We start from the raw sequence: 15,623 nt of genomic DNA on the forward strand, positions 1-15,623 counted from the left end.
AGATACCAAATTTTGAATAATACAACGTAATACAGAAGGAAATAAGAGGAAAAATAGTGCAGTTATTTCCTACTTTTTCCTTCCTGTTTCAAGCGGTTTTTTGGGCTTGTGTGGAAAGAAAGAGTCAAATTGTAGCTTTAATACTACAAATGTAACAAGAGCCAATGGAAAATTTTCCATTGACTCCTGTGCGATGGCGTAGCCGCCGCCTTGCGGCATCGTCTTAAAATCTGCAACCCTCTCGACTAAACCAGTTCTAATTCTTTCGGTTTTGATTCTGACGTAGACATGACAGTTGTTTGAGGTTGGGACAACGCTTTCTCTCGCGCCATAATCATTTCTTGGAAACGAGTTGCGGCTTTTTCTGTCAAGGGAATTTGAACCTCTCCGGTGTGAACGTTGGCTTTAAACACGGTGCGCTTAGACTCGTTTCTGACAAAGCAATCCCCGTTGGGTTGCACGTAAGCTGTCCATTGGTTGTCCCCAAACTTGAAGTGCTGGGTGCGATCTGGAGGAAGTTGCGCTTGTCGTTGTTGGTAAGGGATCTGCCAGTTTGATTCAGCGTTATCGTTGCTTCAAACGTGGTTCCAGGGGGCAACTTTGGACTATCGGGGGAGAAGGTTCCCAATTTTTTCCCGTCAAGTTGAATAATAGGAGTGCCTTGAAATCGGTAATATTTCTCGTGAGTAGGAGGTAAGTCCAGGGTTCCCACTTGCAGAGTCACAGTCCGGTCTTTCCATTTAGACTTGCAGAAATCTTCCTGGGAGTAGTCGTTATCAGGATGTTTGACATTAACAACTTCGATTTGGTTAACCTGATAGTTGGACAACGCATGGCAAATTTCATCCATAAATAGTTTATAGACCAGTGCGCCTCGACCCGCTTTATCGTGAGACTCAATCCAGCGACAATCGACCGGAGGTACAATGAGCAATCGGGTTTCATTACCTGAGTAATTTGTCACCTTCAAAGCGTCAGGATCGATATGGTGATTAGAGTTATCTCCGTATTTAGCATCAAGTTTCGCCGCCATGCTCTGGGGTAAATCTTTAAAGGCAAATTCAACTAAGGGTAATTCGTGATGAGCACTGGCTTCATATTCAATGCCTTTTCTATCCAGTGAATCTTTCCATTGGTTAGGAAGGTCAATACTACGGCCGTCTTGAGTTTTCACTTTCTTGAAAGGAACTTGTAGGACGTAGACATCTCGTGGCAAAGCTTCGTGGAGTAACTCATAGTCTTCCTGGAGGGAAAAAGTAATTTCTAGTTCCTCGGCTACCTTTTGACCGACTGTCCGGTGTTTGCTGAGGTTATCACAAGTGTGGGTGGCTTGGAACAGGGCATGAGCGGCTCTGGTTTTCCGTTCAGGGGTATCCCAAATTTCATCAATTTCGACTCGATAACTGTCATAAAGTTTGCCGATTTCCTCCTTTCGCATTTTGATATCATTGCCTGTTCGTTCGTAGATAATCGTTTTGTCTTCTTGAAAGCGTTGCACTAAATCTTTTGCCCACTGCAATTCGTTTTCTTCCCAATTAAGGTCATTTTCTGGGCTAGGACGATACTCAATTTTGTTGTTAATTAAAGTATCTTTGTAGGGGTAAGGAATGTGCAATTGACTGCCTTCTTTTTCGTATTCAATCTTTGCTGCATCTAACTGTTTGCGATGTTCTTTTGATACAATAAGATAAGCGGGAATTGGGGGAAGAATATGTTGAAATTCATCTCGGTTTCGGCAAACCAGTCGCGTTTGTTCCCAATAGGGGTTCACCGCTTCCTTAGCTAAAACATAAACAGCATTAGGAAAATCGGCGGGCAGGGGAAATTGTTTATAAAGTCGGTCATCTCCTTTATACTGGAAAAAGTAAGTGCAGCTTTTGTGTTTTTCGCACCATTCATCAACTTTTTCTAGTAAAGTATCGGGGTTTAAACCTGTTTTCGCTTTGACTTCTTTGGCATCTTTACCCCGTAAGGAATTTTTCTGGTAATCAACTTCGTATTGTTCCATAATACTCAAAGCCGAGATAAATCGCTTTTGCTGTTTAAGAAATAGCTTTTCATCTTCTCCAGAGTTCGGAAGTGCAGCCGCAACTTTACCAATGGCTAAAGCTACAAGTCCGACTTCATTTTGAGAACTGGCTACACCAATTTGTTCTAGGGTGGTGAATTTGCGATCGCCTGCTTTGGCTTTACCTTCTAAAACTTCGGAGTCATCTTCTCGATATCGAGCTTGGGTATAAGGAACTTTCTCAGCTTGAATCACTTCCCCAAAGTCAAATAATCCCTCTTGTGCAGGTAAGATTTGTTGAGCAATATGGGGAATTTTTATAGATTCAATTCCAAAGGGTTCATCTCCATCAAAATCCCCTTGGTGGAATCTTTCTAAATCTTTAGGATGAAACCAAATTACCCCTTTAATTTTTGCCATAACCGTGCGAATTTCTTCAGGAACATTTTCTAGGTTTTTGGCATGGATATTTTGGTATTGTCTCAAACCATCTTTATTGAGAATAGGAAATCGTCCTTGAATACAATCTCCTTGTTCGAGATGGTTGGCACAAACAATACCTCTGGGTAAATCTTCACAAGGTAAAGCCATGGCTGAAGTCATCGCTAAAGCGCCTCTAGTTGCTAGATTTCGCCATTTAGAAGCTAACCAGCGTTGAGCCATATTCGTAAATTCAGGGCTTCCGATCATCAATCCTAATTTATCGGCTTTTAGCATCTGAATATCTTGTCTTTCCCGTTTTTGCTCTTCAGAATTATCTTCATGATCAACGGTCATTTCATCATCACAATTTCTGGGAAGTTTATCCTGTTGTTCTTGAATTTTTCTTTCGTTCAAACGAGCTAGAAAAGTTTCCCGTCGGTCATGATCTTCAATCATCGCTTGGCGCAATTTCATCGGATCACGTTGCAAGGCTGAGAGTCGTTGAGATTCGGCTTTAGCGGCGGGTACTAAGTCTTGTCTTTGAGCTTCTTCATCGAACCAAACTCCAGTAGATTGCCAGCTTGTTTGAGTGATGCCAATTTGACTGTTTTTGCGATTACCCAGGATGGCTTTTGGTAACTCATAATCACCACAAGGAATCAGGTCTTTGAGTTGTTTTTTGTTGATGCCTTTAATACTGGAACGATCTAAAATAAGTTGGGGTTGATTGCCTTCAGAATCAGCTAATGAGTGAAGTAAATGATCATCAGGACGGAGGGTTCCTTTTGCTAAAAAGCTCACTTGAGGCGTGGATTCCGAATTTTCTGCATTCCAACTCCGTAGCCAAGCAAAACGAAATTGACTGGCTCGATTTTTCTCCCCTCCGATGCTTTTCAGTAATTCAGAACTGATAACACCGTGACAATCTCCAGTTCGATATTGTGCATATTGGGGGTCGGTGAAATCAACAATTTTTACTCGTAAATTTGTATCACATTCTGACACACCGGACATACAAGTGCTGACTAAAAGAGAACCATAACGACAGGCGGTATCTTTTTCGGTTATGAATAAGTCTCCTATCTTTTTAGCTAGGGTTTCATCACCGAAGTAATAACTGTTTCCAGATTGAAAGATCATGCGTCGTTTGATGCTATCTTCTGGATCATGGATGCTGGCGCGGAGTTGGCGAGGATCTGGATTGGATTTGTCAAGTTTGACAATCATTAAGGATTGCAGTTCCTCTGGTTCAAACATTGCTTGCAGAATTGAGTGTCGCAGGATTTCTGGGTTATTATAAAACTGTCCTACATTGCGCCCTTTGGCATCAGTATAAGCAGCATCAAAGACAGGAATTTTGAGTCCTTCTTCGGTAACAGTTGTAGTGACCATGAGTTGATTTCTCCTAATCGTTGAAGGGTTAGAGTTGGAATTGTTGGAAAGGTATGGCGGGAACTATTTAAGCGTTAACAGGTTTAAACTGGGTCAGGTGTTGACCGTTGGTAGTGTTTTTGAGGGGGTTGAAATGGGACTAAAGGTTGATGCGATGCCTTGGCAGGCGGCTACCCCATCGTTAGTCGGGTTTCGTTTAAAGTAACGGAGATTAGATTAGTGGAATTAGTCTAAGTAGATTTGAACCTGGAAATAGCCTTTATTACCAATAAGGTAAGGAAAAAAGCGGTAAAGTTCGGTATTTTACTGGGTTCGGTGGGCGGTGGTAGCCGCCTTTTAAGATTCTATGTTTGGCTAATAGCGAATATTGTTCTTAGTTTTGGGTTCAAGATGACTTTCTTTTCGCCAACGCATCTAAACACAATATAACAAAGTTAATAGTAACCATCCCGATGCACAGTAAAACCTGGAAAATACAAAAGTGGTAGATGGCGCGATCGCATATTAAATTAACCTTAAGTAACAATTTAATGCTAAAATGTTTCATGGCTATCAATACCTCTGGCATTATGGTTATCGATCCTTTTTCCATGATTCTGTTGCCCGTGATGATCAACATCGTCACGGCTCCCCTTGATGTCAAAGTTCTCTTAAAGAGGCTTAAAAATCGGGAAAAGCCCATTAATCACGACTTACAAAAGGCGATTAAGATTGCTTACTTGCAAGCGTTACTAGAAATTACCCAAGAGTTTAAAGCGGGAAGAATTGAGTCATTTCGCCTTTATTTACCGACAGAATTAGATCAAAAAATTGAATACTGGAAAACCGAGTTAAAACAGGTAGAAAATGCCAAAAACGAGACAGAGATATCATCTCCTTTGCAAGATACAGCAGAAATTGAGCAACTCTTATTGTCTCATGGTAAACCGATTGGCGATCGCCTCAAAGAATTAGAAACCCGACTAATCAGCCAAGCATTACAAGGAATTGCTGATATACCACCAGATTACAAAAATCAAATACAGACTAATTTATTTTCCAGAATATACGCTCATTTTGTCGAGCAATTAAAAATTAATGACCGTGCCTATAGAGCTTTTGAATTAGAATATTTACCAGCAATTAATGCCAGTTTAACAGAGATTGGGATTGGACAAGAGCAAGTTGCTTTGACGATGACAGATATGCTCTCAGTTGTTAATCGCACTGACCAAAATGTGCAAAAAATTATTGATATTCTCAACCCCAAATCATTGACGTTAGAAGACTGGCAAGAAATCTGTCGTCAAAACCTGGCGCAACAAAAACAACTCACCACCAACCCCTTTACCAACGCCAACGGGGTGACACCGCAACTGGATGAGATTTATGTTCCTTTAGCGATTGTTGAACGCAAACCGCCTAAACTTCCCTCAAGAAATCAGCCAGAAGAAAAGGAAGAAGAAAAACTTATTCCCATTGCGGAAGAATGCTTTTTTGAGGATGTATTGCGACAAGGGAAAAGCGAAATTAGTCAAGGGCGAAAAATTGCCATTATTGGCGAACCAGGTTCGGGTAAAACCACGCGGTTACAGAAAATTGCCGATTGGATTTTAGAGCAAGATTTGGGGTTGCCAATTTGGATATCTTTGGCAGATTTAACCCAACCAACAATTACCCAATATATTGAAGATATCTGGCTCAAACAAACAGGTAAAAGCCTCACTATTGAGGAACTCACCCAACAGAAAGAACGGATTTGGTTATTGTTAGATGGGTTGGATGAAATGACATCGAGGGTAGAAACGCGCCATGTTTCCGCACTGTTGGGGGGATGGGTGCAAGGGGCGCGGGTGGTGGTGACTTGTCGGGTGAATGTCTGGGAAGCGGATAAGAATGCTTTTTCGGGGTTTGATGTGTTTCGCAATTTGGAGTTTAACCCGGAACAGGTGACGGACTATATTCGCCGTTGGTTTGCGGGGATGCGGGATGCAGCGACGGGGGAGAGTTTAGAGGCGGCGTTAGCAGAGTCGGAAAATTCCCGTCTCAAGGAGTTGATTCAAAATCCGTTGCGGTTGTGGATGTTGTGTCAAATTTGGCAGACGGGGGGCGGTTTACCGGAAACGCAGGCGGGGTTATACGGGCAGTTTGTGGATTGGGTGTATGACTGGAAAGAGGATAAGGAGATTTTAGACCAACGGGAGGCAATTGATACAGCCTTGGCGCGATTGGCGTTGGCGGCGATGGAACAGAAAGATGAGCTTTTGCGGTTACGGTTGCGGGAAAGTTGGGTGTTAAAGGTTTTGGGAAGTCGGCGGATTTTTCAGGCGGTGATGAAATTGGGGTGGTTGAATCGGGTGGAACGGTTTCCAGAGGCGATTTGCGTGTTTTATCATGCGACGTTTCAGGAGTATTTTGCAGCGTTGGCGGTGGATGATTGGGATTATTTTTTACCTCGTAATCATGTTAATTTTCCGGTTGAGGGGAAGGAATATCGGATTTTTGAACCGCAGTGGAAGCAGGTGATTTTGTTGTGGTTAGGGCGTGGGGATGTTGCGGATGAGGAGAAGGAAGGGTTTATTGAGAAGTTGGTGAATTTTGATGATGGATGTGGAGAATTTTATAAATATAGAGCTTATTTTTTAGCTGCTGCTGGAATATCTGAGTATCGTGATTGTGCATTAACACAAGAAATTATAAGCACAGTTTTTGATTGGAGTACGAGTGATTTGTTGGCAGGGGTCGCTAAGGCGACACTACTAGAAACAGATCGTACTAAAGCCATTGATTGGTTAATGAAAACAATTATTAAATTCGTTACTGAAAAACGACTCTACTATTCAGATCGTGTTTATGATAATTTCATTTCTGAAATTAATTATATTTGTCACAAATTTCCTACATCTAGCTTTAATCTTATTCATTTCGCTGAGATTTTAGGAGAATTAGCACCTCGTAATCAACTCGCTAATGATATGTTTGATATGTTAGTCTGGTTTGCCCAGAGTGGCGATACTATTTATATACGTAGGGATGCTGTATTTAGCCTAATTAGAATTAGTAAATATTTGCCTACCGTTATTAATGATGAGCTTGTCGATTACTTAGTTTCTTTGTCTGATCCTCGTAATGGAAGTACAGCATCTATAGAAGGTGTTTGGTACTTGTGTTTACTTGGAAAATCTGAACTTATTAGTAGCAATTTTGTACTTCAAGCTTTTTCGTCAGCATTCGATAATTTCTGGTTTAACATAACTTGGGATATTTCAAGAAATATAAATAGTGTACATAAGCAAACTTTTATTGATGCTTTAGTAGAATTTATTAACGTTTTTTCGTCTGACTTGCTTAGGGAAGAAGAAATTTGTGAAGCCGTATGGTGTTTATGGCAAGTTGACAAATACAATCCACTTTTTACTGATGTTTTAGTTGAAATAATCAACAGAAATGGTCAAGAATGGGTACGCTCGAAAGCAGCAGAAATTCTTGGCTTAATTGAGCCAGAAAATTTACTTGCTAGACAAACTTTAATACATTTGTTGAGAAATAATGACAACGATCCCAATTTTAAAAATAATTTGCTAAATTTGCTAAGAATTAAATATTATGATGAAATTACTGTCAAAGATATACTTAAAGTAATTAAATCAAATTCATACCTTTCAATTACTATTTTAAACAAATTACCTTTAGTAAAATTTGAAGAACAACAATGGTATGAAATTATTTATCAATTAAGTGTCCATTTATCTGAGACAGAACAAAAAGATAGTTCAAACTATGATGCCTGTCGCTCACTACTTTGGAATTGCTCTCAAAGTATGATTTATTCTGATTTTTATAAATCTTGGTATCATAAGTAAGAACGTCATCATTGACCAACCCTCACGGTACTGAGCTACTTTTAATCATGCCATAGCAACACCCTAACTCACCGAAACCAACCTCCACCAAACCCTGCAACTCCTCTGCATCGACGGTAGCAAATTCAATAACCGCGATAACCCCGCTGCCGACATCTACCTGCAACTCGTCAAAAAACACCACTGTCCAAAATCCACAGAAGGCACACCGCGCACCCTCACCGAACTCAAAATCTACTGGCAACTCCTAGACTGGGATAAACACCCCATCCTCATTTTCTACGAAGAAGCAAAACCCCAAGGTTTTAGCCAAACTTTTCTCGATTCTCTCACTCGCTTTGATGCTACAATTGGCGTTATCACCGACTCACCCCATCCCACCATTCCCACCTTCTCACCCCAAGACCCGCACCTGATTCAAAATATTATGAATTGGCTGCAACGGACTGTTTTAGAAATATAACCTATAAACTCAACCCACCCAACTACCGCTAAATCAACTTACAATTAACTAAATCTATCAATAAACATATCGGGAGTAACAATTTCTACTGCTTGAAAAGGATTTAATACCAATAAATCTAAATCTCCCGTAACAATTATATTGGCATTACCACTAACAGCCAACTCTAAAAACTTATTATCTTTTTCATCTCGACAAAGGGCAATTGTTTCTGTAATAGAGACTAACTCGGAGGCGCTGATAAATTTAAGCAAAAATACTTATCTGTATTCTAAAGAAAGATACTTGTTAAACTTTTTACGATTCAAAACTTGCTCTAATTCATTTAAAGTCGCTTCAGAATATAAAATTATTCCTTGCTTTTCTGCCAATTCAATCGCCCGAAATGGGATTGAATTTTTAAACAGTAAAGCACTGATTAAAACATTCGTATCTACGACAAATCTATTCGTCATTATCATCCGCCAAAATTTCTTGTAAAATTTCTGGCGTTAAGCCTCGCTGTTGTACCTTATCAGAAATTTCTGCCATAACTTCAGTTAAACTTTTATTTTGTAAATTTCCTCTCAAAAACAATTGAACAATGTGGCTTAACTGTTTGTGAGTCTCAGAAGTAGCCCCTTCAAACGCCATCTTAATATCTTCATCAACTTGAATCGTAATGCTTGCCATAGTCCTTATTAATCCTTTGAATATATGCTCCAAATCCACAGAAAGTACACCCCTCACCCTCAAATGGCTAACGGACAAATCCCTAGATGCACCGTTAAAAGGCTTTCCCCCCATCAACCCAAATCTTCATGCTGTCAGTCTAGGGAAATCAGTGCGTCGCGGAGCAAAGATCAAACAAGCTTGAATATCTGCTAATTCCAAATCAGGAAAGTCTTCTAAAATTTCAGTAACGCTAACATTTTCAGCCAACATTTCTAAAATATCGGTGACTCGAATTCGCATCCCTCGAATACAAGGACGACCACCACACTGACCAGGTGTTTGGGTAATTCGGTTTAGCAAGCCAGTCGTTAAACTCATAGTAAATTCAATTGTTAAAGCTACATTTTTTTGAAGCTTAATATCAGGTTAGCATGGTGTTATTTCACTGGCGATAGATTTCAACACCGTCCATACTGACTGCTGAGTAATATAAAGCGATCGCCCCGTCCCACTCTCCAAATCAAAATAAGTCGCAAACCGCTTGAGATTTCCCGCAGCCATCCGGTACAGATAATCCGCCGCCTCAGCCGCCACCCGGACATTTACACTCTCGCTCTGCAAGTTTAGCATTGCCATCTCATCACAAGATAGGTTATTTGTCAACTCCTCTGGTTTTGGTTTCAAAAGGTCAGGAGCCTGAAGCATCGGAGATGGCAACCTCGCACATCCGAGTCCCCCAAAATTATAAAACTCCGGGTCAGTTTCCAAACTACTGCCCAGCAAGATTTGTCCGGCTGCGGCATAATTTCCGCAATCCAAATACCACACACGGGGGATTTCAGAGCGGCTGTAGTATTGGTTTAACTCAAGGGCCTGGTTAATAGCCGATCTCCCGGCAGCCGTGTCCACACACCCTACCAGGATGGTCAGCTTGTCGTAAGCTCTTCGGATCAGTTTAGGATCAAATTCCTGCACGAAAGCCGTCGCGTCCACTCCCCAAGCTATAGAGTATCGTAATACTAGAGCCTGCGCCTTGGGTAGTCCGATTTCCTTGTCACAGAAAGCCTGCCTGCTGATGTTGGCTTCTTCAACTATATCGGGATCTGCGATCGCCAATTGCACCTTCTTCCCCGACTTGCCCAAACTCCGCGCCAGTCGGGCAATATGGTACGATAGCCAAGAACCCGTTCCTCCGGCTCCAATTAACCAAAAATCAATCGAATCAGCTTGTCTGATGATTAGTGGCGAAGCTTCCAAATAATCATAATTAAACATTAGCTAAATCTCCTATTTTAATTTACAATTGCATCGGGTTATTAAACAACGGTGCTGCAATATAATTCGAGTAAAAATTACAAATTGATCCCTCTTTTTTTTCACTGTAACATCCGTAATAAAACTCGGTAATTCAATCATTAATTATTGTTGAGACTAATTTTGTAATGGTTTGGTGGGTACTGATTAAATCTTTGACGGGGTAAGATGAACGGTTAACGGCTTTTTCAAGTTGCTGACAAACATCATTAGGTTTCGCCTTAGATTTACCATTGCTCAAATGCTCATTGAAGGAACTTGAGATGAATAATTCCCAAGCACTTGTAATGGTATTCGGCGAAGCGATAGGCGGTTTATGATCTCCCCAACAGATGCGCCCGCAGGATTGATAAGACTGTGAATAAACGTTGGGTAACGGAACATGAAAAGCTTCTGCATCTGGGTTAAAATTTGAGCCTTTAATTGCCCAAATCCAGTAATCCGATTTCATTCCTAAAAACACCAATGCAGGTAAAGGAATTAAGAACTTTGATTCCAATACATTAATTTCATGTTTTTGTGGGGGAATGAATTTAATTGTCCATTCTCCACTACTACCTGTTCCCCAACGTACTATTCCTAATTCTGGGTTCATCCAACCCGAATCAATCGGTGTATTTGCAAAAGCAGTTCTCAGCGTTGCTGGAGACAAACATTTGTACTTAGAACCATTTTCGGATTGATAATGGAAAATGTAAGTCTCACCCTCCAGAAAAAGAAGTTCAGCTTGAATCGCAGACAATTTCCGAGGGGAAACTGCCAGAATTTCCTGAATTATTTCAGATCCAATGTCAGATTCCATAATGCTAAAAGGTGTGAAAAATTAGTGTTTGGGTCAGCTTCAATCCATTCAATTAATTCGTAAGCTTGATTGAGGAGTTGAGTCGCTTGATTCCATTGATGAGTGAGAAATTTAACTTCTTCAAGCTTCCAAGGTCTTAATTCAATATTACGACTCCAATAACTTTCAGAACAAACAATCTTATCTAACCAAATATTATCGGTTTCTAAGTCAAGGAGTGCTAATGCAGTGGGGAAAGCATTAATAGGAGATGTTGCCCGAAAAGCTAATTTCTTGAGAAGGTTAAGGTTAATTCTTCCAGGATGAGTAATGTCTTTTAAGCTATATCCAAACGTGCATTTATACCAAGCTTCTCCTTGAGTACCTTCAACAGTTTCCAACCACCATCGACCTGACTTTGAGAGGGGAAAAAGGAGTTGCCACCCTGTTCGCAAGGCTTCAATTCCTTCTTCTTCATCTTGCCAATCTATTCCTTTAGGAGAGACCGGAATTTGATACAGACGTTCTTCATAAGCAGTCTCGATAATTAGGTCATCAATTGGAAATAAATGTTCGTTCACCAGTGAAATAAACTCCAACTCTTTGGGACTATGACCGTTATTTTCAGAGTAAATTTCAGATTGGCTTTTTTCCCATTCAATAGGAAACAATTCTTGGTAAAGATTTAGAAGCTGATAGGTGTTCAGTTTAGACCATAAATAGTCAATTGCTGATTCAATATCGATGATGGGTTGGCATTGGTGTAACAATTGCAGAGCCAATTTAGCATTCCAAATTATAGGCATATTAAAACCCTATTGGAATAGCCGTAGCAACAGAGGGACTATTAAACAGCCGTTCTTTCGTTTGTTCAACTGCTTTTATATCGTCTGTTGCTTGGGAAATTGCTAGTTCAATTGTTTTTACCATTTGTTTCATGGTGGTACTATCGAGTTCTCCAGCAAGCTCTAATCGTTGGAGCTTTCGACACATAGAAAGGGCTGGATTTACTTCCTCTGGAGCATTAATCAGAAATTCTAGGGGGCTGATTTTCATGGTTATTTTCATCCTTTAGAACCATTCCGTTTAGCAATTGTAATCAGTTCTCCCGGTTTTCTAATAATGTCTGCGTTAGCGCAATCAGGGTAGTAAGTTGTTAACAATTTACGAAGTTCCTGATCATCATTGGCTATGTCTTCATCAACAGGATGCTGTTGTCCTTCAAAGAAAACTAGCACTTTCTTTTTTGAATTCATGGGGTTCTCCTAAAGTTAGGTAAGGGGTTCAATTTTAAAATAAACTCAGTTGATTTCCAGTAGTTTTGGGTTGGGTAGAAGTTTCTGATTTAACCGTTTGACTGGCTTCATTTGTAGGTGGTTGATTGGGATTAGAAGTTGGTTTCTTGTGGTTGCGAATATTAGCCATTTGTCGTCGTGCTTGGCGATTTGGAAAATCAGCAACAAGTTCCTTGAATAATGTTTGAACAGGAGGAGGTAATGCTCCCAAGGCTGAGGCTCTAATTTTTTCACCTATGGGGAAGTCGCCGTGACTACTAGCTGAAATAATCACAATCCGCCCGTCTGGATGACCATTATCAGGTTTAAATGTTAGATGTAGTTCGATGGTACATTGTTCAAAATTGTAAGGTTCTTCCTGTTGCTGAGATTGTGCATTATTAAGTTCTTCTGGTTCAGTTACAGTGTTTTCTTCATCTTCCTCTGCCAAAGTTTCATCATTAATTAAATTTGAATCAGTAGCAGAATTAGAGGGTTGTTTGGCTACTTTTTTTTGGATATTGGCTGGAGAAAGTAGAGCTAAATAAGGTTTGTTAGCTTGCCAGCGATCGCGATCAAATAGCAAGCCAACTTTTTGAAATCTTTCTTCTATTGTTTCTTGCTCTTCTGATTGAAGAGTATATTCAATTATCTCCTCATTCGTTAGTGATAAATCAGCAGAAGCAACGGCACGTTGTGGGGTTAACCATTTCATTTTTGGTATATGAATTAATTATCATCATGTTGATGGGCGTTAGCCCTTCTTTACAGAAAAAATGGAAAATAAAAAATAACAGATAGCTCTATTATTACAAAAGCTATCTGCTATCAATAAAGCACAATAATTTGTAACCTTGGGATAGTTTAAATCAAACTATTATGCTTTTATTCCCTGATTAGACTTCTCAGTATTTTTTTTAGAAAATGTCTTTCCTTTTCGCTTGGTTTTGGGTATTGACATTGAATCAAAATTCTGAGTAGTTGAGGAACTGCTACGATTAGAAATAACTTCAATTGTACCAGTTAGATTAGACGGAACTAGGGCGTATTCTACTCTAAGTTTCCGTTCAATACGAGTGCCATCAACAGGAATACCTTGTTTCCAGTCTTCAATGATTTTACGTTTGTTGGGCGCAACAACAAGCTTTTCTGTGCGATACTCGCTGGGTAAGTCAGAAGGATCGATTAAAACTTCGCAACTTGGGGGATTTTCTTTTAGTTGGATGTGACGCGATCGCCCAACAACATTAGTAGAAATAACCCCGATTTGGTGAATATAAAGTAAGGTTTTATCAAGGTTACTACGCCACCGTTCTAGTCGTTCAATTGCCTGATTATGCAGTGTAACTAAATGTTTTAAACGAGCTTTAATTGCACAAATTTCAGCATCTAATTGATCAGCTAATTCAGCGTGACTATCAACAGTCGTTTCTTGGTCTGTTTGATTGTCCCAAATTGCTTTAACAATCGCCTCCTCTTGTTCAGGAGTTTCAGCCATTTCCAATTGAGTCCAGAGTTCAACCGATTGGATTGAATATCGGGCTAACAAATTTTTAGCTAAGTACATAAATTACCACTTTCCACAACAATGAAAATACTCATCAAACGTTTCAATTTGGACAAAAATCGCTAAGGTTCCTGGTGTGAGTTCATTATCAGCTTCACAACTTTCTAAAAAAGGTTCCAAAGCGAATGAATCATCACAGAAATTAGTGATTACAACACCAGGATAATTTGGAACATCATCGATTTTGGGGTTGTTAGGAGTGTTTTCCATTTCGGTTAGAAGCCCTTAAGGACTCAACTTTTTTCAAAGCAGGAACTCGTTGTTTCCGAGAGGAAGTTTTTTCTCTATAAACTTCTGAGTAACTATCTTCATCATCCTCAAGATCAGAGTTATCGAAATCCGTTTGATTATCCTCCTGTTCTTCATCTAATTCTAAGGGATTGGAGTTTCTTGTATCTTCTGATGTTAGGGAGGCAGCCAATGGTAGAGTTGGCATAGCAATGACATCATAGCCTAACTCTAAAATTAAAGATTGCAGAACGCTTTCTATTTGCTGTTGAGATAACCCAGGAGTTGTTCTCTTAAGTTCTTGCTGTTTGATTAACATCCAGATTTGAAGTGTTTCTTCTGGGCTTGTTGTTTTCAATGCGGTTTTAATTTTTCGGGCTAGTTTTTCTCGTGTAGATTTCAAAGGATCAGGGGTTGTTCTTTCGGTACTATGGGTTGGATTGGTAAACATAATTAATAACTCAGAAAATGTTATTTTCACCTCTGGGCTTGGGCGTTAGCCCATTAATCATTTATTAAAATCAACAGGAAGTCGAGTTCTATTTAATTCTCAAGGATGATCAAGTTATGCGCTAATAGGTTATAGGGTAGGAATTGATTAAACTATAAAGCCTATAACTTTTATTAAATTTAGCAATTCTTAATATTATGAATTCACCCAGAGGTTTTTATCCCGTTATTGTGATTCCTGATTCAATTCGTTATTTCTGCATTAATAACCCAATACCAGTATTGAATAGCAGCCCTAATTCAGTGGTAGGATTATCTTTTGAACCGCAATTAACTCCCAAAAAACAGCATATTTATTCTAATTTTTATTTATATTGGATCATTGTAATTTGGGTCGTGAGTGTTGTAATAGTCGTGTTAGTTAATCAACTATTTGGCATGAGTATTCTAGCTTTTTGGTTATCGCTGATATGTGCGTCAGTGAGTGCAGTAACAGCTTGTTTTTATGTGTGGTTTATTAATTTTAAATGGTGCAAGCACTATCAGCCTAAACTTACTAAAACTCAACAACAGCGATCTAAATCCGAAAGTAATTCATTACACCATTTGCAGTGCCAAACTCAGGAAATACAGCAATATAATAATTTGTTAGAAGAGCGTTCTAAGGAGCTTTTATTTTTATTGAGTAAGATTGTTCAGCATCCATCTAATCAAGGGAATACAGGAGTACAGCAAGGAGTCAGTGAAAAACAATTTTTTATTTACTTATGTCGTTATTTCTCTGGTGTTTATGACTTCTGTATGGGTGTTGAGTTTCCTATACCTAATACCTCTTTCTGTTACACGGCTGATTTTATTCTAATTCATCAAGCAACAGGTTTAGCAATAGATATTGAAATTGACGAACCTTATGATGGAAAAACAGGAAAGCCTCATCATTGCGTGGATCAAAATAAAGATCAGCAACGCAATCGATTTTTTTTAGAACGAAATTGGGTTGTAATTCGGTTTTCCGAGTATCAGGTTGTTAAATGTCCAGAGGGGTGTTGTAAAGCGATCGCTCAAGTTATTTTTCAAATTACAGGTGATTATAGAGGTTTAATTAAACTACAAAATGTTAAAGAATTAGTTCCCCAAAAACAATGGAAAGTTAAGGAAGCTGTTTATATGGCGAAGACAAAGTTTCGTCAGTCTTATTTAAAGAATAATTTTCTATGTAGATAGAAT

At 39.4% G+C, this 15,623-nt stretch carries 15 protein-coding genes and 2 pseudogenes; 3 read left to right on the top strand and 14 right to left on the bottom strand.

What is annotated here, in order from left to right; all coding sequences use genetic code 11:
• Positions 1-245: 245 nt before the first annotated feature.
• Together PL9631_RS26930 and PL9631_RS03000 are read right to left on the bottom strand one after the other, a co-directional pair.
• Complete coding sequence (locus tag PL9631_RS26930; protein ID WP_269321678.1) at positions 246-371, bottom strand: hypothetical protein; 126 nt, start codon at positions 369-371, stop codon at positions 246-248.
• Positions 368-3,823 (bottom strand): hypothetical protein, encoded by a 3,456-nt coding sequence (locus PL9631_RS03000; protein WP_231516625.1) that lies wholly within the window; start codon positions 3,821-3,823, stop codon positions 368-370. The genes PL9631_RS26930 and PL9631_RS03000 overlap by 4 nt, the downstream gene beginning before the upstream one ends.
• 545 nt (positions 3,824-4,368) lie before the next feature.
• Between PL9631_RS03000 and PL9631_RS03010 the strand changes: the two genes are divergently transcribed.
• Positions 4,369-7,665 (top strand): NACHT domain-containing protein, encoded by a 3,297-nt coding sequence (locus PL9631_RS03010; protein WP_231516626.1) that lies wholly within the window; start codon positions 4,369-4,371, stop codon positions 7,663-7,665.
• Between the two features lie 85 nt (positions 7,666-7,750).
• Positions 7,751-8,128: pseudogene (locus PL9631_RS27270) on the top strand (NACHT C-terminal alpha/beta 1 domain-containing protein); the annotation flags it as partial.
• Positions 8,129-8,172: 44 nt separating this feature from the next.
• Here the strand turns inward: PL9631_RS27270 and PL9631_RS03020 are convergent.
• The 12 genes and pseudogenes from PL9631_RS03020 to PL9631_RS03075 all read right to left on the bottom strand — a co-directional run bounded on the left by PL9631_RS03020 (position 8,173) and on the right by PL9631_RS03075 (position 14,397).
• Positions 8,173-8,589 (bottom strand): annotated as a pseudogene (locus tag PL9631_RS03020) (putative toxin-antitoxin system toxin component, PIN family).
• Positions 8,573-8,800, bottom strand: coding sequence for a hypothetical protein (locus PL9631_RS03025; protein ID WP_079680004.1), 228 nt, complete (start codon positions 8,798-8,800; stop codon positions 8,573-8,575). Before PL9631_RS03025 ends, PL9631_RS03020 begins: the two are co-directional and overlap by 17 nt.
• A gap of 126 nt (positions 8,801-8,926) precedes the next feature.
• Positions 8,927-9,160 (bottom strand): DUF433 domain-containing protein, encoded by a 234-nt coding sequence (locus PL9631_RS03030; RefSeq protein WP_083616819.1) that lies wholly within the window; start codon positions 9,158-9,160, stop codon positions 8,927-8,929.
• 48 nt (positions 9,161-9,208) lie between these two features.
• Positions 9,209-10,057, bottom strand: coding sequence for a ThiF family adenylyltransferase (locus PL9631_RS03035; protein WP_083616821.1), 849 nt, complete (start codon positions 10,055-10,057; stop codon positions 9,209-9,211).
• 133 nt (positions 10,058-10,190) lie between these two features.
• A complete protein-coding gene (locus PL9631_RS03040; protein WP_083616823.1) occupies positions 10,191-10,898 on the bottom strand; it encodes a hypothetical protein in 708 nt (235 codons plus the stop codon).
• Positions 10,871-11,683 carry a hypothetical protein gene (locus tag PL9631_RS03045; protein WP_083616825.1) on the bottom strand — a complete coding sequence of 271 codons (813 nt, stop codon included), beginning with the start codon at positions 11,681-11,683 and terminating at the stop codon, positions 10,871-10,873. Before PL9631_RS03045 ends, PL9631_RS03040 begins: the two co-directional genes overlap by 28 nt.
• 1 nt (position 11,684) lies before the next feature.
• Positions 11,685-11,933 (bottom strand): hypothetical protein, encoded by a 249-nt coding sequence (locus tag PL9631_RS03050; RefSeq protein WP_083616965.1) that lies wholly within the window; start codon positions 11,931-11,933, stop codon positions 11,685-11,687.
• 8 nt (positions 11,934-11,941) lie between these two features.
• Entirely contained in the window at positions 11,942-12,133 is a 192-nt protein-coding gene (locus PL9631_RS03055; RefSeq protein WP_083616827.1) for a hypothetical protein, read from the bottom strand.
• Between the two features lie 34 nt (positions 12,134-12,167).
• Positions 12,168-12,866 (bottom strand): hypothetical protein, encoded by a 699-nt coding sequence (locus tag PL9631_RS03060; RefSeq protein ID WP_083616829.1) that lies wholly within the window; start codon positions 12,864-12,866, stop codon positions 12,168-12,170.
• Positions 12,867-13,028: 162 nt separating this feature from the next.
• The gene (locus PL9631_RS03065) at positions 13,029-13,718 is read right to left on the bottom strand and encodes a siphovirus Gp157 family protein (RefSeq protein WP_083616831.1); all 690 of its coding nucleotides are present in this window, start codon (positions 13,716-13,718) and stop codon (positions 13,029-13,031) included.
• 3 nt (positions 13,719-13,721) lie between these two features.
• On the bottom strand, positions 13,722-13,928 hold the full coding sequence (locus tag PL9631_RS03070; RefSeq protein ID WP_083616833.1) for a ferritin family protein: 207 nt from the start codon (positions 13,926-13,928) through the stop codon (positions 13,722-13,724).
• Positions 13,912-14,397 carry a hypothetical protein gene (locus PL9631_RS03075; RefSeq protein WP_083616835.1) on the bottom strand — a complete coding sequence of 162 codons (486 nt, stop codon included), beginning with the start codon at positions 14,395-14,397 and terminating at the stop codon, positions 13,912-13,914. Before PL9631_RS03075 ends, PL9631_RS03070 begins: the two co-directional genes overlap by 17 nt.
• A gap of 197 nt (positions 14,398-14,594) precedes the next feature.
• Here PL9631_RS03075 and PL9631_RS03080 point away from each other — a divergent pair, with 197 nt between their 5' ends.
• Positions 14,595-15,620, top strand: a complete 1,026-nt coding sequence (locus PL9631_RS03080; RefSeq protein WP_083616837.1) for a PDDEXK family nuclease — start codon at positions 14,595-14,597, stop codon at positions 15,618-15,620.
• Positions 15,621-15,623 lie beyond the last annotated feature (3 nt).

The sequence above is a fragment of the Planktothrix paucivesiculata PCC 9631 genome, assembly GCF_900009265.2.
Classification (GTDB): domain Bacteria; phylum Cyanobacteriota; class Cyanobacteriia; order Cyanobacteriales; family Microcoleaceae; genus Planktothrix; species Planktothrix paucivesiculata.